Origin of the sequence: Vreelandella alkaliphila (assembly GCF_016107625.1) — a bacterium.
GTDB classification, from domain to species: domain Bacteria; phylum Pseudomonadota; class Gammaproteobacteria; order Pseudomonadales; family Halomonadaceae; genus Vreelandella; species Vreelandella alkaliphila.
In genome coordinates, this window is sequence record NZ_JABASV010000001.1 from 274549 (window position 1) to 294953 (window position 20405).

The 20405-nt window shown below is 53.6% G+C and carries 20 protein-coding genes; 9 read left to right on the forward strand and 11 right to left on the reverse strand.

The annotated features are described in order from the left end of the window. Positions 1 to 143: 143 nt before the first annotated feature. Together JFC11_RS01240 and JFC11_RS01245 are read left to right on the forward strand one after the other, a co-directional pair. The gene (locus JFC11_RS01240) at positions 144 to 1469 is read left to right on the forward strand and encodes an aspartate aminotransferase family protein (RefSeq protein ID WP_198348530.1); all 1326 of its coding nucleotides are present in this window, start codon (positions 144 to 146) and stop codon (positions 1467 to 1469) included. A gap of 32 nt (positions 1470 to 1501) precedes the next feature. Continuing rightward, a complete protein-coding gene (locus JFC11_RS01245) occupies positions 1502 to 2059 on the forward strand; it encodes a carboxymuconolactone decarboxylase family protein (protein ID WP_198348531.1) in 558 nt (185 codons plus the stop codon). Between the two features lie 291 nt (positions 2060 to 2350). Here JFC11_RS01245 and JFC11_RS01250 read toward each other — a convergent pair whose 3' ends face one another. Beyond that, on the reverse strand, positions 2351 to 2869 hold the full coding sequence (locus JFC11_RS01250) for a GNAT family N-acetyltransferase (RefSeq protein WP_198348532.1): 519 nt from the start codon (positions 2867 to 2869) through the stop codon (positions 2351 to 2353). Positions 2870 to 3011: 142 nt separating this feature from the next. Here JFC11_RS01250 and JFC11_RS01255 point away from each other — a divergent pair, with 142 nt between their 5' ends. Then, positions 3012 to 3947, forward strand: a complete 936-nt coding sequence (locus JFC11_RS01255) for a cation diffusion facilitator family transporter (RefSeq protein WP_198348533.1) — start codon at positions 3012 to 3014, stop codon at positions 3945 to 3947. 115 nt (positions 3948 to 4062) lie between these two features. Here the strand turns inward: JFC11_RS01255 and JFC11_RS01260 are convergent, their stop codons facing one another. Further along, positions 4063 to 5223, reverse strand: a complete 1161-nt coding sequence (locus JFC11_RS01260) for an MFS transporter (protein WP_198348534.1) — start codon at positions 5221 to 5223, stop codon at positions 4063 to 4065. Between the two features lie 136 nt (positions 5224 to 5359). On the opposite strand from JFC11_RS01260, the gene JFC11_RS01265 reads away from it, so the two are divergent. Then, a complete protein-coding gene (locus JFC11_RS01265; RefSeq protein WP_198348535.1) occupies positions 5360 to 6796 on the forward strand; it encodes an aminotransferase-like domain-containing protein in 1437 nt (478 codons plus the stop codon). On the opposite strand, the gene JFC11_RS01270 is transcribed toward JFC11_RS01265, so the two are convergent. Both JFC11_RS01270 and JFC11_RS01275 read right to left on the reverse strand, forming a co-directional pair. After that, positions 6742 to 7506, reverse strand: coding sequence for a metallophosphoesterase (locus tag JFC11_RS01270; protein ID WP_198348536.1), 765 nt, complete (start codon positions 7504 to 7506; stop codon positions 6742 to 6744). The two genes, JFC11_RS01265 and JFC11_RS01270, sit on opposite strands and share 55 nt — an antisense overlap. Positions 7507 to 7540: 34 nt before the next feature. After that, positions 7541 to 8368, reverse strand: a complete 828-nt coding sequence (locus JFC11_RS01275) for an alpha/beta fold hydrolase (RefSeq protein WP_198348537.1) — start codon at positions 8366 to 8368, stop codon at positions 7541 to 7543. A gap of 605 nt (positions 8369 to 8973) precedes the next feature. On the opposite strand from JFC11_RS01275, the gene JFC11_RS19055 reads away from it, so the two are divergent. Then, on the forward strand, positions 8974 to 9096 hold the full coding sequence (locus JFC11_RS19055) for a hypothetical protein (protein WP_267900575.1): 123 nt from the start codon (positions 8974 to 8976) through the stop codon (positions 9094 to 9096). A 117-nt stretch (positions 9097 to 9213) separates the two neighbouring features. Here the strand turns inward: JFC11_RS19055 and speG are convergent, their stop codons facing one another. Beyond that, on the reverse strand, positions 9214 to 9738 hold the full coding sequence (gene speG / locus JFC11_RS01280) for a spermidine N1-acetyltransferase (protein WP_038481953.1): 525 nt from the start codon (positions 9736 to 9738) through the stop codon (positions 9214 to 9216). Between the two features lie 98 nt (positions 9739 to 9836). On the opposite strand from speG, the gene ltaE reads away from it, so the two are divergent. Continuing rightward, a complete protein-coding gene (gene ltaE / locus JFC11_RS01285) occupies positions 9837 to 10844 on the forward strand; it encodes a low-specificity L-threonine aldolase (protein WP_120385615.1) in 1008 nt (335 codons plus the stop codon). A gap of 16 nt (positions 10845 to 10860) precedes the next feature. Here the strand turns inward: ltaE and JFC11_RS01290 are convergent, their stop codons facing one another. The 4 genes from JFC11_RS01290 to fhuB form a co-directional block, all read right to left on the reverse strand. Continuing rightward, positions 10861 to 11472 (reverse strand): LysE/ArgO family amino acid transporter, encoded by a 612-nt coding sequence (locus tag JFC11_RS01290; protein ID WP_038481947.1) that lies wholly within the window; start codon positions 11470 to 11472, stop codon positions 10861 to 10863. A 319-nt stretch (positions 11473 to 11791) separates the two neighbouring features. Beyond that, a complete protein-coding gene (locus tag JFC11_RS18935) occupies positions 11792 to 11998 on the reverse strand; it encodes a hypothetical protein (protein ID WP_232482730.1) in 207 nt (68 codons plus the stop codon). A 253-nt stretch (positions 11999 to 12251) separates the two neighbouring features. Continuing rightward, positions 12252 to 13031 (reverse strand): siderophore-iron reductase FhuF, encoded by a 780-nt coding sequence (fhuF, locus tag JFC11_RS01300; protein WP_198348538.1) that lies wholly within the window; start codon positions 13029 to 13031, stop codon positions 12252 to 12254. Continuing rightward, positions 13028 to 15028 carry a Fe(3+)-hydroxamate ABC transporter permease FhuB gene (fhuB, locus tag JFC11_RS01305; protein WP_198348539.1) on the reverse strand — a complete coding sequence of 667 codons (2001 nt, stop codon included), beginning with the start codon at positions 15026 to 15028 and terminating at the stop codon, positions 13028 to 13030. Before fhuB ends, fhuF begins: the two co-directional genes overlap by 4 nt. Before the next feature lie 174 nt (positions 15029 to 15202). Here fhuB and JFC11_RS01310 point away from each other — a divergent pair, with 174 nt between their 5' ends. The 3 genes from JFC11_RS01310 (at position 15203) to JFC11_RS01320 (ending at position 18198) form a co-directional block, all read left to right on the forward strand. Further along, positions 15203 to 16147, forward strand: coding sequence for a siderophore-interacting protein (locus JFC11_RS01310; RefSeq protein ID WP_038481936.1), 945 nt, complete (start codon positions 15203 to 15205; stop codon positions 16145 to 16147). 206 nt (positions 16148 to 16353) lie between these two features. Continuing rightward, on the forward strand, positions 16354 to 17151 hold the full coding sequence (locus JFC11_RS01315; protein WP_198348540.1) for an inositol monophosphatase family protein: 798 nt from the start codon (positions 16354 to 16356) through the stop codon (positions 17149 to 17151). Between the two features lie 279 nt (positions 17152 to 17430). Continuing rightward, complete coding sequence (locus JFC11_RS01320) at positions 17431 to 18198, forward strand: ABC transporter ATP-binding protein (RefSeq protein ID WP_038481931.1); 768 nt, start codon at positions 17431 to 17433, stop codon at positions 18196 to 18198. Positions 18199 to 18281: 83 nt separating this feature from the next. On the opposite strand, the gene JFC11_RS01325 is transcribed toward JFC11_RS01320, so the two are convergent. Both JFC11_RS01325 and JFC11_RS01330 read right to left on the reverse strand, forming a co-directional pair. Next, positions 18282 to 19370: a DUF1513 domain-containing protein gene (locus JFC11_RS01325; protein WP_038481928.1), complete on the reverse strand. Its 1089-nt coding sequence runs from the start codon at positions 19368 to 19370 to the stop codon at positions 18282 to 18284. A 3-nt stretch (positions 19371 to 19373) separates the two neighbouring features. Then, positions 19374 to 20405: an imelysin family protein gene (locus JFC11_RS01330; RefSeq protein WP_198348541.1), complete on the reverse strand. Its 1032-nt coding sequence runs from the start codon at positions 20403 to 20405 to the stop codon at positions 19374 to 19376.

Genomic DNA, 20405 nt, shown 5'->3' on the forward strand with positions numbered 1-20405 from the left:
ACGTTACTGTTGTAAAAAAACAATGATCTATATGTTTTACTAAAAACACAAATGATTCAACTGTTGCATTCATAAACCAAACTGTGCCAATCTTCTCCTTATGGCGTGCTCACATCGCTAAGTGACCCTAAGGAACCGTTTCCATGACTCGTATTCTTCATCGCAGTATCGGCCCAACACTCCCCCATGCCGCGTCGGCGCAAGGCGTCTACATTACAGACACCTCTGGGCGCCGATACCTAGATGCCTCAGGAGGCGCTGCGGTCACCAGCGTTGGTCACGCCCATCCGGAAGTACTGGCGGCGATGCGCGCTCAAATTGATAACCTCTGCTACGCACACACCTCGTTTTTCACCACCGACGCTGCTGAAGCGCTTGCTGAAAAACTCGTCAATTTGGCACCTGAAGGATTGAATTACGTCTATCTCGTGTCAGGTGGATCAGAGGCCGTTGAAGCGGCGCTGAAGATGGCTCGGCAGTACTTCGTGGAAATTGGCGCCCCCCAGCGTAGACACATCATTGCTAGGCGTCAGAGTTACCATGGCAACACAATTGGTGCGTTGGCAACCGGTGGCAATGCGATGCGGCGTAAGCAGTTTCAGCCTATCCTGCCAGAAACTCATCATGTCTCCCCCTGCTACGCCTATCGCGAAAAAGGCGCCGATGAATCGCCAGAGGCTTACGCTATTCGGCTTGCCGACGAACTCGAGGCAAAGATTCTGGAACTCGGCCCTGAAGAAGTCATGGCGTTCGTTGCCGAGCCCGTCGTAGGCGCCACACTCGGTGCTGTCGCCCCTGTCGCGGATTACTTTAAACGTGTACGTGCGGTTTGCGACAAATATGGCGTACTACTGATCCTCGACGAAGTGATGTGCGGCATGGGTCGCACCGGCACGGTCTTCGCCTGCGAGCAAGACGACGTCATACCGGATATCGTCACCATAGCCAAAGGCTTGGGCGGGGGTTATCAGCCGATCGGCGCAGTGATGCTGTCCGGCAAAATTTACGACAGCTTCGCCAACGGTTCTGGCCTGTTCCAGCACGGGCATACTTACATCGGCCACCCTGTTGCCGCGGCAACCGCTAACAAAGTGGTTGAAATCATTGCGCGCCCCGAGACACTTGCCAATGTAAACGCCATGGGCGCGAGATTACAAAGCGGTTTGGAAGACGTTCTCGGTGCATCCCCTTATGTCGGCGACATCCGGGGAAGAGGCCTGTTTCGTGGTATCGAGCTGGTGGCGGACCGGGACACTAAAACCCCTTTCGATCCGAGCCGAAAGATCCACGCCAAGATTAAGCGACAAGCCATGGCGCGTGGCCTGATCAGCTACCCTATGGGCGGCACCATTGATGGTATTCACGGTGATCATATCCTGCTGGCACCGCCTTATATTATTTCCCCGAATGAAGTCGACCTAATCATTGAGCGTATTGCCGCCGCCATCAACGCCGCCATCGCCGAGTGATGTCACGTACCCTATCTGAATGGAGCTCACCCATGACGCCCTCTTCTCCCTGCCCGCCTATTGCTGATGCCGATTGGCCAAACGAGATCGCTGAATTACGCGAAGACTTTGCCGGTGCGCTCAATGTCTATCGCACCATGGCTCATCACCCGGCTTTACTCAACGCCTGGGCACCTTTACGCCAGCATGTTGTTAAGGAAAATGCCTTAGGGTCAGAATTAACCGAGGTGGTGATTCTACGCGCTGGCCTGCGCATGGGGTCACGTTACGAATGGGCTCATCACGTTAGCCGAGCACTCGCTCTCGGGTTCACCACTGCACAAATCGAAGCCATTAGAACTCGCCCCGAAGGCGTTGATGGTCTTATCGTCGACGCTGTGGATGCATTGTTTGACCAGCGAATGCTGTCCCCTGAACAAGAAGCAGAACTCGCAGATGCTATCGGACGCAAGGCCGTTATCGACCTAATTGCTATGGTGGGGTTTTATTCGGTATTGGGCTATCTGCTCAAGACTTACGACACGCCGGTCGACGACAACATTCAACAAGAAGCGCAAAAAATGCCAACGCTATTTTCATTAACTTCGTAGACATGCCTGTCCCTGGTGCAGGCTTCAACCTATCCCAGGGCAGACCATTAAGTACTTATGCATACGTTTGCGAGGATTCAGGTCTCATTAACTCAGTGACTGCCCATGATCAGTGCCCGCTTAATTTTATTCAGGCACTCAAGGCTCATCATCTAATGTAGGAGGCCGCTTTTAGCGGGCGATGGCGGCGTAGCCGCCCTTGCTATAACTAGGTAAATCAGTTGAATCATCGTCGAAGTGTCGAACCAAAGCTAAAGTCCTATCTCACAACAATACATTTGTTTCTAAACACTACACATCTGTTTTTTGCATCACCACACAGTCAAGCTTCCGCCCCGCTACTACCGAATACTCAGGTAGCTTTTCCATTACTTCGAACCCAGCTTTTTTCAGTACCCGCTGTGAAGCGTGATTGTCTAAAGAAACAGTCGCCGTAAGCGTATTAATTTGGTAAACGCAACGAACTTCGCTAATCAGATGGTTCAGCGCCTTTTGCGCCAACCCATTACCACACGCATGTTGGGCTATCCGATACCCCACCTTAGCGTAACCATTTTCTATCTCACGTAGGTTGGCGCGCCCAACTATCGCACCTCGATGTTGGATAATAAGCGGTCTCATACGTCCTTGGGCATTTAACGCCAAGTACTCATGAATATGCTGGCTAATACCTTCCGGCGTGTAGAAGTGCTCCGCTCTGGCCTCTATATGCTGCTCAAACCAGTCACGTTCAGTGGCTTCGAACAACAATAGTTCGGCGGCATCTTCCGGAGCAATTTGTCTGAAGGAAAAAGCATCAGCATGGCGCATAAGCACATCTCTCCTTGGGTGCTAAATCAGTGCATCAAAGACTATCTCCATAGCCTTAGAATAAACAAATCACTGACATTGCGACCACTGATATTGCTATGCTTGCCAGCCTCTTGGGTAGGTAATATTGGAGCAAACGTTCGTGAAAACAGAATCCAGCACCTTAGCGTTTTCTGCCTTTATGGCGCTGCTGATTGGGTGTGCAGGTATCACTGCGACACTGGCATCTAACTCCCAGGCTATTTTGCTGGATGGGTTATTTAACCTTATCTACTTTAGCGTAGCGCTGGTCACCATCAAGGTCAGTAAGCTAGCCAGCCGACCCGATAGCGAGTCCTACCCGTTTGGCTACAGCTACTTCGAGTCTTTAGTAAATCTATGCAAAGGTTTATTGATATTAGGCGTTTCCATCTTTGCGTTAGTAGACGCTATCGCTGCGCTACTGACAGGTGGGCGGGAGATCTCAGCGGGGCTTGCGGTTATCTACGCACTGTTTGCCACCGCCGCTTGCTCACTCACCGCTTGGGTAATGCACCGCAGTCAGTGCCATGTTAGTAGCCCGCTGGTGGCTGCAGACAAGCTTAACTGGCTGGTGAACAGCATTATTTCGGCTGCTGTGTTAGCAGCGTTCTGCTTGGTGATGCTGTTTGAGCGCTTAGACTGGCGGGGAATCGTACCTTATGTCGATTCACTTCTGGTGATGGCCGTGGTGTTGCTATGCCTTGGCGTACCGGTGCGTATGGCCTCCCAGGCTCTGCGCGAGCTGCTCAATAAAACGCCCGACGAAGCAATCGCCGAGCCAGTGCGCCAGGCGGTTGCTCGTGGTCTTGCAGATATCGACACCCAGGAAGTACGGGTTCGCATGGTACGCCCTGGCCGCCTGCTATATATCATGGTTCACGTGGTGCTACCCAAAGCGCTGCATGAGTCTACGCTTGCCCATCAAGATGCCCTACGCCAGCAAATTGATGAAGAAGTACGCCGCATTTACTCACCGGTCGTCTGTGATGTGGTCTTCACCGAAGATGATCGTTGGGCAGCGCCTTCATGCGGGCAGTTAGTGAAGAAACACGCTTAATCGCGCCATGCTAAAAAGCGATCCATAGCCCAGTGCCTTATCTGAGTGGGAACGTTGATCTCTGGGTGGGCATAGATATAGCGCGGCCAGCACGGCAGTCAGACACACAGCCACCCTAATCAATCAGCGAGGGTCGATACTCTCGTTGATTCTGGGTAACTAACCGTAGTGTTGTGACAACTCCCCCAAGTAAGGCAACTCCAAACAGCGTTAATGCCGCGCTATGCCCTAGGGCATCTATAAGCACTCCCGTTGTGACCACAGGAATACTGAAACCAATGTAGGCCATTAGAAAATATCCAGCGCTCGCTTGGGTAGAAGATGGGCCAGCGACGGCTAACACGCCACTTAATCCGCCTAGGTAAATAAAGCCGTAACAGGCGCTGCTAGCCATGATCGTGCCTAGTAGTAATATGGGTAAGTGCCCCGCGATAGCTCCCCAAGCAATCAGCCCATAAGCCGGTGGCAGAATCGCAAGTCCCAATAACGTAGACCGATATGACGACAACTTTCTGGCCCAGGGTTGAAACAACACGCCACAGCTACAAATACCGAAAACAGCGAAACCACTCCAAACGCTTAAACCATGCTGCTCTAATGCGGAAGGCAATATGGCAATCACCAACCCCACCGTGGCCCAGGCAATTAGAATCGCAAAGCCAAATCGAATAGCCCCTTTTGGGTAACTTGGCAAACGTAACATGCTGCCTTTCGGCCCACTAGGTATGCTTTTTCGCAACGTCAACACGCCTATTAATGCGAAAGCGCTAATGCATAGATATAACCACAAACTGGGGGGCGTTAAGCTAGGCGTAGTAACGATAAAAACGCTGGTCACCGCTGCCCCTAAACCGAACCCAAGCGCGCTGCTAATCGTGACGTAACTGGTAGAAGCTTGTTTATCATCGCCTTGCCATAATTGTTGCATATAGGCTGGCGCTACCGCAGATGCCAGCGCGGTCCCCACCCCAAGTAGAAAACGCGCCACGCCAAGCATTACGATGCCAGGCGCTATTAGCATAAGGGAAGTGGCCAGCATATTAAGCAGTAACGCAGTGACAATGATGGCTTTGTAACCTACCCGCTCGGCCAAGCCATTAAGCCCCAGCAATACAGGCATCACCCCTGCTACGTAACAGGCAAAAGCAATTGTCGTGGCACCAACACCAACCCCGCCTTGCGCTGCCAACGCACCATATAGCGGTGCCTGCAAATTAACGGCCGTGGTGATCATACATAGCCCGAAAGCAAGGCGGGCTGCGCTGAACTGGTTCATGCATTAACTCACTTGAGATTGCTAAAAGAACCATAAAGCTCGCACGCTTATTCAAGCGGGGTAAGATACACTGGGCCGCTATTATTGAGGCACTGTTCCAACTTTTTAATGAACAGTTGATCCAGCAGGACTATATATGAAGTTAAAAGTTGATCGGCATGCCAATACGCCTATTGCACAGCAACTTGAAGAGGCGATCAGCACTTGGATTAAACAAAACAAACCTGGTAATGGCAGCCGCCTCCCCTCAATTCGCTATTTAGCTGCGACACACCACGTTAGCCGCAATGCGGCCATTGAGGCTTATGAGCGTTTAATCGCGGCAGGGTTGGTCCGCTCAAAACCGGGGGCAGGATTTTTTGTTGCCGATAGTCCACCAAGTGAGCACCAAACAGTTTCCAGCCCACTGCAGGAAGTGACCAACGGGCTTTGGGGGCTTTTTAGTGCTGATGAGACGGCCCTGCCCCTTGGATGTGGTTGGTTACCCAGCCATTGGCGGGAGAGCGATGATTTAACCTATGCGATCCGCCAAGTTGCGCGTATGAATCGCGCGGACATTTTTGAATACAGTACCCCCCAAGGCCCCACGGCGTTACGGCACTTAATACAAGAGCGACTTCGGCTTTTAGCGATCTCGACAAATCATCAGCAAATTGTCACCACCAGCGGCAGCAGTCATTCGCTAGATTTATTGGTGCGCTTGCTTCTCGAACCCGGAGACGTTGTCTTCGTAGAATCACCAGGCTATTACAACTTATTTGGCCTGCTACATCTGCAACGTGTTCGTGTTATCGGCGTGCCTCGCTTAGCCGACGGTCCTGACCTTGAACGCTTAGAAGAATTACTTGCAGAGCATCGGCCGACACTTTTTTATACCAACAGCGTTTTTCAAAACCCCACAGGGGGAACGCTAACGCCCACCATTGCGCATCGCTTATTACAATTAGCCGAGCAGTACGATTTCAAACTGATAGAAGATGATATATACGCAGACTTTCAACATACGCCAAGTGCTCGCTTAGCTGCGTTAGATGGCCTTAGCCGGGTTATTTACTTGGGCAGTTTTTCAAAAAGCCTCTCCTCTTCGCTGCGCGTTGGTTATATCGCGGCGCCTTCGTCAATGGTGCAACGCATTGTCGATATCAAAATGCTAACCAGCATTTCTTCTTCACGCTTTGCAGAGCAAGTCATTATCACCATGCTTCAAAACGGTAGCTACCGAAAGCTGACGGAGCGGTTAAGTGCTAGGCTTTCCAACCACATGTCTCTGGCGCTTGCGATGCTCAAACATGCCAATTGGGATGTTTATACCGAGCCTACCGGCGGGATGTTTGTGTGGGCAAAGCCACCGACAGCGATAACATCTGAAAGATTGAGTGAACTGGCTGATGACTGGAAAGTTACCCTGTCGCCTGGACATTTATTCTTTGCCGATCATCAGCCAACACCCTGGCGGCGACTCAACGTTGCTTATATGCAGGATCCAAGAGCGAAAGGGTTTATTGATTCAATGACCTATCAATCAACTTCAACCACCAAGCTCGGCTCAAATAACGCTGGAGTGAACTCATAGGGATAACCACCTGGATTAGCGATGACACGCGTGCCGTTATATGAAGTATCGACAGGCTCATGGACATGGCCATGCACCCATAGGTCCATCTTGCCCATCAATTGAGGTAGGTGGGAGGCAAAGGCTGGGGACAATGCATCGCCAAGATACTGTTCAGGAATGCAGCTGTGTAAAGGTGCGTGATGGCTAATAACAACGCGTGACCCGTCAAAGGGTTGCTCAAGCTCGTTACTAAGCCAAGCAAGTGCTTCAACGTGTAATGCTTGGCTAGCTTGAGGGGTAAAGACCTGACCTGGAGCTGTTGTCACTATGCTAAAATCGGGCATATAGCGCAGTGCTTTAGCGCCGGTCTCTGCTGGGTTGTGCGTTGGGTCATCAGCATAGAGGTTAAAATCAGTCCATAACGTGGTGCCATAAAAACGCACTCCCCCGATAGTCACCGCTCGATTATCCAGCAACTCAATATTGTAGCGCTTGGCTTCGATGGCGAGCTCTTCACGAAGTAGCGGCATGCAGGTACCGTAAAACTCATGGTTTCCCGGCACATATAAAATAGGCATTTCTGGAAACCGCTGCCTGGCCCAGGCAAGGCCTTCCGTTTTCTGATGAATATCGCCCGCCAAAATGATGAGATCGGCCTCTACCTCTGGCAATTCGCGGTCTCCATCAAAAAACTCCAAATGAAGGTCGGATAAAATTCGCAAGCGCATAGTATTCCTCACTTTTCCCTGTGTAACGGTCGTTTTATGGCGTAAGCCGCTCAATAAATTCTCTAACATAGTGAACAACCACAGCTTCCACTTCACGGTGGGGCACATGCCCAACGCCCGGCAGTATTTCACTGTGTGCAGAACCTCGGGTATAGCGAGCGATGCATTCAGGTTGGCGGTGCGAACCATATTCATCGTTTTCACCATGAAGCACTAGCGCGGGGCAGTGAACGCGGTTAAGGGCGGGAATAAGCGACCAGTGTTCAAATGCTGGATGTAACCACGTGTCTATCCAGCCATTCAGTACCCAACGAGCTTTATCACCGTGATACTTTTCTAATTTGGCAAATTGTTCCGGCATTTGAAAGGCGGCCCGTGCCTCTTCAATACCTTGTCGCGTACGCGGCTCATTTAACGCCTGCGCTGCAATGGTAATCACTCCTTGGCACTGCTCTACATACTGCCCTGCACAGTGCACCGCCATACAACCGCCGACGCTATGTCCCAGCACAATAAAATGCGTCAACTGAAACGCGTTCTGAAGTGCCGCAAAGCTAGTAGAGGGTTCATCGTCGATAAAGCTCAGCAGTGGCGGCGCCAGGCACGCATCGGAGCGCCCAAACCCTAGACGGTCATAAGCAATCACTCGTCGTTGGGTCGCCGCACATAGCGCTGCGGGAAAGCTACGCCATAAATCCACACAACCTAACGAGTCATGGAGCAGGACAATAGGCACGTCCGAGCAAAAATGAGACGTTTCCCAAGCACGAGTAAACAGGCGACCACGTGGAGTTGCTACCCAGCGGTCTTGGAAGATAGGTTCAGGATTGAGGGTGTCAGAATCGGGAGTTTTTGGCGCCATGATATAACTCGTTGTTTTATTGATTAGTTATAGGTATGTCATCAGCATACCATTCTAGGTACATAAGATTGTGCACCGCTTATTTTGTTAACAATGGTTAAAATGCTGCACCGCAACAAAAATAACCTATACTCTAGGTGTGTCCCAATAGGAGGACCACCTTATGATCTCTACATTCGGATTATCGACACAAGATGACGAGGTACTTACTTTTTGGCACCGTCAAGCCCATTGGCAGCATGCTGCTAATGAAGCATTAGCGGCCTATTTCGGCTAAAAGAAGTATTTTTTATCGCCATCTCTCCCCTATAGACGAAAAGATAACGACACAAGCCGACTTTTTTAGTCGGCTTTTTTATATTATGAAAATCTTTTCCATTCAAGGATATAGGTGATCAGCTATTGATTTTGTAAGCCATTTCTTACACGTCATGGCAATTTTCCTACATCTTTAGGACTAGCTTTAAGGGCTGAAATGCGCATAGACTTTAACCCGCAGCTAACTTGCTGCGTCGCACAAAGCAAACTATGTATAACTAAACTAGGGTCACTAGAGCCCAGGATGGCTGAACCGTCCCTCAACCTCTGAATTAGGAGTACTCGCCATGTCATCTTTCGCTGCTCAAGGTCAGACAGTAGAAGTGGATGTGATGCAGGTTTGGGCTAACCGTGCCCAACAGCAACGCGCAGCCTTTGACGCCATCGCTGCTTATATGAGCCAGCAGTAAGTAACAACGCCTCAGCCCTTGGATAGTTTTCAGCCTGAGGCGTTGTCGTTCTGATCAATATTTCATCACAACACCTTTATGCAGCATTGGATTTGGCGACCATTCACGGCTTATTTATTAAGCCAACTGCGCTAAGTAAGTGTCCTGCAAGATATACATTCGCTTCACATCGCGGTATTTGCCGTTGATGAAAAACTCTTCAACCAAATGCCCCTCCTCTATGAAGCCGCTCTCCTCGTAGAGATGAATCGCTTTGACGTTTTCCACCGCCACAATCAGATATATTTTGTGTAGGTTTAAAATCGTGAACGAGTAGTGCAGCGCTTGACGGATCAATGACCGGGCAAATCCTTTGCCCTGGTGATCTGGCGTGATAATGATCTGAAATTCACCGCTACGGTGAATGTAGTCGATTTCAATCAGCTCGACTAAACCAATGGCATGCCCATCGCTGTCCTCTGCCACAAAGCGCCGCTCGGCGTTGTCATGAATATGTTTGTTATAAAGCTCCTCCAGCTCATCAAATGATTCGTAAGGCTCTTCAAACCAATACGACATGATGCTCTGGTTATTATTGAGCTCGTGAACAAAGCGCAGATCGTTGCGTTCCAGGGCACGGAGCTTTAGATCGGTGGCGAGCATGACTCTGTCCTTTCTCTACGTATTGAGGTTTCGCTTTTCGCGCTTATTAGACATGCAGTATGCTCGAAAAGAGTTTTTTGTCATCACAGGAGTTTCGCATGATTGACCTACGCAGTGACACGGTGACTCGGCCTTCCCCCGCCATGAAAGAGGCCATGATGGCTGCTCCAGTGGGCGATGATGTATGGGGTGATGACCCAACGGTCAATACGTTTCAGGAAAAGCTAGCTGAGCAGGCAGGCAAGGAAGCGGCGCTGCTATTTCCAAGCGGCACACAAAGCAACCTAGTGGCACTAATGGCCCACTGCGAACGCGGCGATGAATACATTGTGGGGCAGTCAGCCCATACTTATCGCTATGAAGGCGGTGGCGCAGCGGTGTTAGGCAGCATTCAACCGCAGCCAATTGAAAATGCCGCCGATGGCAGCCTGCCGTTAGAGAAAATAAGCGCAGCTATCAAAGCCGACGACTTCCACTTTGCGCGCACTAAGCTGCTAGCGCTAGAAAACACTATTGGCGGCAAAGTGCTAAGCGCAGACTACGTAATCAAAGCCACCAACCTGGCCCGCGAACGGGGATTGGCAACGCACTTAGACGGTGCGCGGCTGTTTAATGCCGCGGTAGCTACGGACACCTCACTGAAGCAACTCTGCTTGCCGTTTGATAGCGTGTCGCTGTGCTTTTCGAAAGGCCTGGGCGCTCCCATCGGCTCTGCCTTAGTGGGCTCGCAAGCCTTGATCGACCGCGCACGGCGCTGGCGTAAAATGGTTGGTGGTGGCATGCGCCAATCAGGCATTATCGCCGCCGCCTGCCAGTATGCTCTGGAGCATCATGTCGCTGACTTAGCCGACGACCACCGTCGTGCAGCACGCTTGGCGGAAGGCTTAGCGAAACTGCCTGGCGTTGAGATTACCGCTCAGGCAACCAATATGGTGTTCGCGCACTTTCCCGACGAACACGTAAAGCCGCTCTCTGCTTGGCTGAAAGAGCATGACATTTTGATTGAGCTACTTTATGCCACGCGTTTTGTTGTCCACCGTGATATTGATGATGCCGATATAGATAAAGTAATCGCCGTTATGCAGAGCTACTTCAGCCGTCTCTAGTCAGCCTTGAGACCTGTCAGAGCAACGTAGACCCCAGCGCTAAGTGTATGGCGATGACCGCCATCATCAGGCCAATTAGCCCATCAATGGTACGCCACGCTACCGGGCGGGAAAGCCAAGGCGAAAGCGCGGCACCGCCCCACGCCAGCAGGCTGAACCAAAGAACAGAGGCAGTCGATGCACCTGCAACGAACACACCAGCACTCTCCTGCTGAGCACCAATGGCAGGAATTAACAATAGAGTGTCCAGATACACTTGAGGGTTCAATACCGTAACGGCCAAGGTCGCCAACAGTACTCCACGCAAGCTGCGCGCTTTTACGCTACCGGCCTCCAATCCTGCGCGCCCACTAACAGCCCGCAGTAATGCCTGAGCAGCCAACCAGCTTAAAAACGCTACGCCTACCCAGCGCATGGCTTCCATCGCGTTCGGCATTGTCAGTAAAAACGCGCTGGCACCAAACATACCAGCGGTTAGCAAGATGATATCCGCGCTCATACACAGCCCCGCCGACCACCAGTGATGCTCACGACGTACGGCCAACCCCAGCACGTAAGCATTTTGCGCCCCGATAGCCATGATGATACCGCCAGATACTACCAAGCCCGTTAAGTAACTTTCCCACATTGCCCTGCCCCCAGTACCAGAATTAGCATCGCTTTAAAGAATCGTGGCACTAAGATAGCGGGCAACCTTAATAACTAAAAATCATCCTGCTAATGGGGCATTAGTTTTGCTTATATAGAAACCGTATTGATGGTTTGGAAAATGACGCAGAGTGATCGTACGGTGTATTAGTTAGCTACCCAGTCACCCTCGCCACCGCATCGCGGCTGGCCGCTTCTCGCTGTTCGCCGGTGAATTCAACTAGTTGCCCACCGCGCATTTCCAGCAGATGATCAGCTTGTCAAAGTAGTGGTCATCATGGCTAAGCACTACCAGCGTCTTACCCAGCGCTCGTAGCTGCGGCAGTAGCTCGCGGCAGTAGCTCGCGGCAAAACACTCGGCGGAACTGAGGGTCTTGATCGGCGGCCCACTCGTCCAGCAGCAATAGGTCGCGCTGTTCAGCGACCGCCAACAACATCGCCAGGGTGGGTTTCTCGCTGCCGTTACCGCCAATTAGAAACACCACCTCGCCGCGCTTTAAGGTCACAATGGCAAAGCTTGGCCGTGCCTCTTCAGCGGGGTAACGATAGCAGACCTATTCCAGTGCTAGCACCTGCCAGTCTTGGCGCTGTGTGTCACTATCAAAGGTATCGCGGTGTTCTGCTAGATCGAGCGCGCTGACTTTCTCGAACGCCACTCGATCACCGACTGGTAATCCGCGTAGAGACGACCCTGTATGTCGCGCAGTTTGGCCATATGCCGATAGACCCAGGCCACCAAACGCATGCAAATTAAAAAAGCTAGCGTTGGCGTTTGGCCGGCTTATTCTCGGGTTTCAGCGGGCAACCGCCACACAGCGGCTCGCCGGGTAGCCGATATTTAATGCAGCATAGACGCCGCACTCGAGCCGGGGTTTCACCGCCCAGTTCCAGATAGCGCACCGGTTGATAAAGCGGGTTGCGCCGCCCGTCAGGCAAGGTCTTGGTATCGAGATAATTCAGCAGCGGCTCACCCGCGCCAGTGAAGTCTGGATGCCGCGAGCAGGTCTTGCCCACGAACTCCACGTAGTGACCAAGGTTGCTCCAGAACACTTTGGCAGAAAGCCCGGAGACCTCGGCCAGCGCTTCGATAAGCGACGCGCAGTGGTCATCGAATAGGCCGCTAAAGCGTGACTGGAACGCTTTTGAGGCCAACGGCACGCCACCATGCGGCAGCCAGATGCGCGCCGTCTGACCGTGATCACCTAACGCCAGCCGCAGCTCACCCCCGCCGACCGGCAGCTCATAGCCCAACAGCAGGTTGGCCACCAGCGTCGGAATCGCGACACTGCTGAAATGAAATTTCGACCAGATTGAAGCGGCCGCCAGAAAGTCGGCGTCGTCACCGTGGTACCGGCGGTAACGCGAAAGCTGAGCGCCTAGCACCTTATGATCCAGCAGTTCAGAAGCTGCCAGCGTCGGTATATTAGGGCGACCAAACGCAGGTGCCTTTAAGTTATCCAACGGCGGCTGGCGGTAGAGCGCCAACAAAGCATCTGCTGGATTCGTCGCTACCGGTAGCACGCTCGCCGCTTCGCTCATAGCCGCCGCAGCCCCCACATAAAGTAGGCACCGCCAATCAAAGATGCGACCAAGCCCGCGGGCATCTCATAAGGGAAGATAATCTGACGACCTACCCAATCCGCCAACACCATTAATAACATGCCGATCAACGCAGCACCCAGCAGGTGCTGCCCTGCCCGAGAGAAGCCGACCAAGCGCGCCATATGTGGCGCCAGCAGACCAATAAACGACAGCGGCCCCACCACCAGGGTGGCGCAGGCGGTTAGCAGTGCCACCAGTAACAGCAATGCCAAACGGGCACGGTTGAGGGTTACCCCAAGCGCCTTGGCCGTCGGTGCGCCTAAGGGCAAAATATCCAACCAGCGAGTAAAGGGCAGCGTGACCAGTGCCAATACCGCGGCAATGCCGCCGACAACAATGGCATTGGTGACATCCACGTAATAGGTAGAGCCCGCCAGCCAAGCGATCACCTGCTGGCCCCGAGGATCGCCACCCGCCAGCATAACGCTACGCACCGCATCAAACAGGGCGCTGACGGCTACCCCAGTAAGCAGCAAGCGCTCGGGGAGATAGCCGCTCTTGCGGTTGATGCCCACCAACACCAGCAGCGTTGCAAAAGCCCCCAGGGTCCCCACACCAATCAGCATCATATTGGTGGGCGCGGGCAGTAAGAAGATCCCCAAAATTAGCGCAATGGCACAGCCACCGCTGATACCCAATACCTCGGGGCTAGCCATAGGGTTGGCGGAAAGGCGCTGAAGAATCGTCCCGGCAATTGCCAGCATTAGCCCACTCGCCGCTGCAGCCATTACCCGCGGCATGCGCCACTGCATCACGTTCCAGTTATCCGGCGACAGTAAGTACCAGCCATCGACACCCTGCCCCACCAGCAAGCCAAGCAATGTGGCGCCTAGTAGCGCGAGGAGTAAACCAGTCGCCAAACGCGACGGCGCAGGATGGCGATGAGCAAAAACACCCGCCCCTTTCGGCGGCTGATCTCCCCGCAGCTTCAAACGTGGAATCAGCCACATTAACAGCGGTGCCCCCAGGGCACCGGTAATCGCCCCAGTAGGAATAAAGGCTGCCACCATGCCACCGAAATGTTGCAGCAGCAGATCAGTGGTGGCTAACAACACAGCCCCTAGTAACGTCGACCAAAGCAGCCGTGGCCCTAAGCGCCGCGCACCGGCCATACGCACAATATTGGGCGCTGCCAAACCGATAAAACCGATGATACCCACCACGCTGACAATGCTACCGGTAATAAATACCGCCAGCCCCATCCCCGCAAAACGCAGATAGGTCAGCGAGACCCCCAGGCTTTTAGCACTGGCATCGTCCAATTCCAGCACCGCCAAAGGGCGTAGTAGAAACCAGGCTGCCACGCAGCTAATCGCCAGCCGTGGCCAGAGAACCGCCACGCCATCCCAACCGTTTTGCGCCAGCGAACCCGCGCCCCAAATCAGCAGTCCTGAAAGCGCCTCGTGGTTAAACAGCAGCAGCGCTGTAGAAAGCGCCCCTAAGTACAGATTAACCACCAAGCCCGCCAGCACCACAACGATCGGCGCCAACCCTCGCCGCCACGAGAGCAGGAAAACTAACCCAACCGCCAGCGCTCCACCCGCTAAGGCAACCCATTCACGGCCCACTACCAATAGCCCTGGGGCCATAAGAGTGGCGGTCATCAACGCCAGGTTAGCGCCCGATGCCACCCCTAGGGTGGTGGGCGAGGCCAACGGGTTGCGCAGCACTTGTTGCATCAGTACACCCGCCAACCCCAAGCCGCCCCCAGCTAGCAGCGCGATCGAGAGACGCGGCCACCACGCATAGTGAAGCAACAACTCGTCGACGTTCTCAAAGGAGGGCGCCACTAACGCCTGCACCCCCAGCATAAAACCGCCCTGTCCCTGCAGACCTACCCAAAACAGCACCACCATCGGCAAGCTAAGCAGCAGGCAAGCTTTTGCAGGCGACATCCCCCCCATTCGCTGGGTCAATTGCGCAGCGCTTAGCATAGCGAACAACCTCTTGTCATAGCCGGGCAGATCGCTACACAGGGCCTGATAAGCAGCAGAGTCATTTCTTAGCCTTACTCTTTTCTGGAGTTGGTGGTTGAATTATCCGTAACGATTCTAAATGATAATAATTAGCACTACAATTAACACCATTTATTAATGGAGACAGCTACGATGGCGGCTAAACAGACCTACCAGCTTTTCGATATCACTCTCGCTCGGCGGACCCAAGTCAGCGCCTCATTAGTCAGGTTCACCTTTACTGGCCCTGCCGTCAGCCAAATGGCGACCTACGCTCCGGATCAGCGCGTCAAACTGTTCTTCCCTGAAGGCGGTGGTAGCCTCGATCCACTGTTTGAGATTGCCAAGCTGGCAGAACACGATTGGTACAGCGCCTATCGCGCACTGCCAGATGCCCAGCGTCCCTCTGGGCGCACCTACACCATTCGTGACCTGCGCCCAGAGCAGGCTGAGGTGGATGTAGAGTTTGTGCTCCACGGAGACAATGGCCCTGCCTCACGCTGGGCAATGCGCGCCCGCCCAGGTGATCGGCTAGCCATGACAGCCCCCGACGCTAAAGCGGAAGGCCCCAAGCAGGGCTACGAATGGAAGCCGCCCCAAGGCGTGCGCCGTATTCTGATTATCGCCGATGAAACCGCTCTCCCCGCTGCGGCCGGTATTCTAGAAACCCTTGATGACCTGCCTCTCAAACCCAAGGTCGAAGCACTACTCGAAGTGCCTCGCCGCGACGATGTTCAACCGCTACCCCAGTCCGCAAAGCTGCGCTGGCTGGCACGTGACGCTGAGCCCGGCTGTCAGCATGGTGAGCTGATGATGAGAGCCCTGCGCGATATTGATTTACATAAGGAAATTCAAGCGCTAGGCGGCACGCCTACTAACGTCACTACCAGTGCCACGACCAACGATGAAAGCGACGATGAAGACGCCCCGCTCTGGGAACCCGCCACCTTGGATGATAGCGCGCCCTTCTACGCTTGGATTGCCGCTGAAACCAAGGTCGCCATGAAGCTGCGCCGCTACTTAGTCAACGAGTGCGGGTTACCCAAGCAGTACGTTACCAGCATGGGCTACTGGCGACTGGGCAAGGCCAATGGTTAAAGGAACGGCAAATAACAAGGTGTTAAACAGTGACTCCATAAGCAAGCCAGCTCTCGTGACTGCCCCAGTTTGATAGGGACGACACTCATACACCAAGAGCAAGCCACCAAACCAAGACTGCCCACTGTCATCGCCACGTCACGAATGGTTAGTTACCTTTATCAAACGATTTGATAACAGCCATACAAGCCCCCAGGAGAAACCACATGCTTGAGAGCGAAAACAGCTTGCTGGAAACAGTTAAGCAAGCAGCCTATGAGGCTGGCGCGCTGTTGCGCGAGGGGTATTCGCAAAAGGGACGGATTGCATTTGAGCAAAAGGGGACATCTGACTTCGTTAGCTACTACGATACGGCAGCCGAGAGTATCATTATCGACTGCATCAGCAGCGCTTTTCCCGATATCGCTTTCCTTGGTGAAGAAAGTGGCCTGACGCCCACCGATAGCGACTATACCGTGATTATTGACCCCCTTGATGGCACCAGTAATTTTCTGCATGGCGTGCCTCACTTCTCGGTGTCTATTGCGGTCACCAAAGGTGATGCGCTGATCATCGGTGTTGTCTATCAACCACTCCTTGATGAAATGCTTTGGGCAGGCCAAGGCGCGGGTGCCTTTCTCAATGATCGCCCGTTAACAACACCAGCCCCTCGCCCGCTAACCGAGATGCTGGTGAGCACTTGCCTGCCTTACCATGCCAAAGGCGACTGCACGACAGCGCTAAATCAACTCGCGGCATTAATGCCTCATGTGGCGGGCATCCGCAGCCCGGGCTCAGCGGCGCTCGAGATCGCCTACCTTAGCCTCGGCCGCTTCGATGCATTTTGGTCTCAGGGTGCTGAGCTCGACTTCTGGGATATCGCCGCGAGCATTGTAATTGCCCGAGAAGCTGGCTACACCGTCACAGACCTCACTGGAGAGCCCAATCCAGCTCAATGGAATAGCCTAATGGCAGCGCACCCTGAGCGGCATAGCCAACTGCTAGCATATTTAACCTCTTACTGAAAAACGGCCAATGTCACTGCTGAGCTTCAACATTTTCCTATTTGTTGAGGCATACAAGCAGCCGCTGTAAACAACCCGCTTATTTTTTTGCTTTCTGCCCTGTCGCGTTTTAAAGAGCCGCCCGCGACATTTTGACCACGAGGCAATCGGGATGGCGGTTCGTGGCTGAGTACTTAGAAAGATTCACACACCGGCGAAAATCTTTTTATTTTTTATTAAAAATGAGAACCATTAGCACTAGAATGGAGCCACTATTTATCCTATCGCCAGGAGTGATTCATGTTCGAGGTCAAAGGCGCCACCTTTGAAATCAATGGTAAGCAGATTTTAAATCCCATTGACCACAGCTTTCATGAGGGCAAGGTTTACGGCCTGATTGGCCATAACGGCTCGGGAAAGTCGACGCTGATTAAACTCATGGCCCAGCAGCAACCTACTAGCCAGGGAGAGATTCACTTCGACCAACGCCCACTGAGCGACTGGGGAAACCGCGAGTTCGCTCGTCAGGTGGCTTACCTGCCCCAGCATTTGCCCAGCGCTGAAAGCCTGACTGGGCGCGAGCTGGTGGCTTTTGGCCGCTACCCTTGGCACGGCCTGTTGGGTCGCCACAACCAGAAAGACAAAGACGCCATTGATCGCGCCATCGCCCTTACCCACACAGAGGCCTTTGCCGACCGCTTAGTTGATACACTCTCCGGCGGAGAGCGTCAGCGGGTGTGGCTAGCCATGCTACTCGCCCAGGGCAGTCGTTTCTTGCTGCTCGATGAGCCGCTAGCGGCACTGGATATCGCTCACCAAATTGAGGTGCTAGCGCTGGTTCGCCAGCTATGCGATGAGCTGAACCTTGGCGTCATTATTGTATTGCATGATATCAATATGGCGTCACGCTACTGTGATGAACTGATGGCACTGCATAGCGGTCGCTTGCTGGCCCATGGCAGTCCGGATGATTTGATGAGTTGCAGCACCTTAGAAGCGATTTATGGCCTGCCCATGCAGGTGATGAAACACCCCAATGGGGAGCACAATATTGCCGTGGCCCAATGAGATTACCTTGGCCGCTGGCTTTTTCGCGCTTTCGACTGTCGGAATGAATGCTTTTCGCTATTTAAGTCAACGTTAAGTACCTATCAGGTCAGATGGTTATCCCAGCGGAATTCCTGGGTGACGAGCAACTCGGGCACTGCCGTGTCAGGCGTTACACGGTAGAGCCCGCCCTGGCCGGAGGAGACCAGAAAGCCGCCGTTACCATCACAGCGGGCCCCCGCAGCGTCAGGTAACTCCAAGTTAGCGTTCAAGCGGCCTTGTTCAGCATCCAGCAGCAGCACCCGATTGCCGCGAGGTGCGGTCACCAGAACAGTTGCCGAAACACGGCTAAACGCGACACTAGCGGTGTAGTGCCGCAGGCTGGCGGTGACCTCATCGGGCAGCGCCAGCTCAGAGAAGTCTCCGGCAGCATCCAGACGACAAATCAGCGGATAGGATTCCCACTCAGGGCCTTCAAATTGGTATCCGGCGATCACCGTGCCGTCCGCTGCCACGTCCAGATGGCGGCAGCTAAGCTGGTGGTGCGAAGGGGCATGGCGGGCGACTACTTCGCCACTGTGGCGATTCATAAGCATTAGCGCCGGGGCCATAGTGTCCAGATTGAGCTTTACCCGGCCGTAGTCAGGGTGAGTCTGGATTCCCCCCAAACCAATCACCAGAGTGTCGCCATCTGGCATCAGCCGCAGCTCATGGGGCCCGATACCACCCAGCGGCATATCACGGACATGGGTGTAGTCGTTGGCAGCATCGTAAACGCGCACTAGCCCGGCGCTGTCCTCCAAACGATTAGCGGTGACATACAGGTAGCGCCCGTTCAAGTCGAAAACGCCATGCCCGTAGAAGTGATAGCCCTCCCCGGCCGCAATGGTGTGGGCTAATTGGCGGCTGTCCCCATCGATCACATGCATCCGTGTACCGGGACGGCGAGCGAACAATACTGCCTGGCGGGAATCAGGCCGTAAACAGCCGCCGTGACAGCGCTCGGGCACTTCGATCATAAAGCGGTTTTTACCATCCAGTGCTACCCCAGCGATGTAATGCTTCCCATCAAGACCATCAACCGCGCTAAACAGCCAGTCAGCATTTTCGCGCCCTGGCATCGCCCAGCTCAGCGGTGTTAGTGCCATTACGACACTTCCCAGGCCAGCTTTCAGCACCTGCCGTCGCTGCATAGCTCAATCTCCATCGCTAGAATTAAAGCCACGCACCAGGCCAAGCTCGGCCGCAATTTCGGTCCCCAGCAGATAGTTCAACTGACCAATATTGAGGTAAAGCGATTGCTGGCCACGAAATGCCTCGTCGTCAAGTGACGTTGTCAGCCCCGGTGGCAGATCACCCGTCTTGGCTAACGTCTTATCCAGTTGATCACGAAATGCCTCGGCGAGTGGCAGTGCATCGGCTTCACGCAGCAACGCCGAGAGCCCTGGAAGAAACCCCGTCCGCAGCCCTTCAAGCGTACTTTCCACCAAACGAATGGAGTTACCGCTACGCCAGGCTTCCGCTAAATAGCGGTTAGCGGGCGATCCTTGCAGGCCCATTGGCTCACCAAGACGTTTCTGTTCGAGGGTTTCGAGCGCTTGAATAGCGTTAGCCAACGTGGTTTCGGTGTAACGCGGGGTATCACGATAGTGCACGCCAAAGGCCTGCCAGTCGCGTTCCAGCGCGTTACTAGTGTCTGCGAGATGGGTAGAGATAGCCTGCAACAAACCACACATCGCCGGCTCACCAAGTGGCCAGTCACTCATGGCGTCGTCATAAAGCAAGTACTCAATAGCCGGAAATCCCTGAATCGCGACGCTATCGCTAGCGATGTCTTCAACCGTTGGCGTGGTGCCAGCTTGCAACCACCCTTCTACCTTGCTACCTACTAGGTTCTTGCGGTCTGGCCAAAACTGAAGTTGCCAGCCACGGCTGTTCTGCTCAATGGGTCCAAACTGGACAAAGCGCACCGCCTGCCAAGCTTGATAAGCACCCAGCCAGTCGCTTTCAAGCCGCTGTTTAAGCGATTCATCGGGAGCTTGGCAAAAACGCGTTGCGCTAGCCTCCAGGCGCTCAGAGGCATTACTGAGTTCGGCATACTGCTGCGCTATCGCGCTATGCCAGATATCACGCGGTGTATTGGTGTCCGCATCAGCAGAAACCAATGCAGAAAGGGGGGCCGCTAAAAACGCAACCGCCACCCCCAAACGACGAAGAGAAGCAATCAC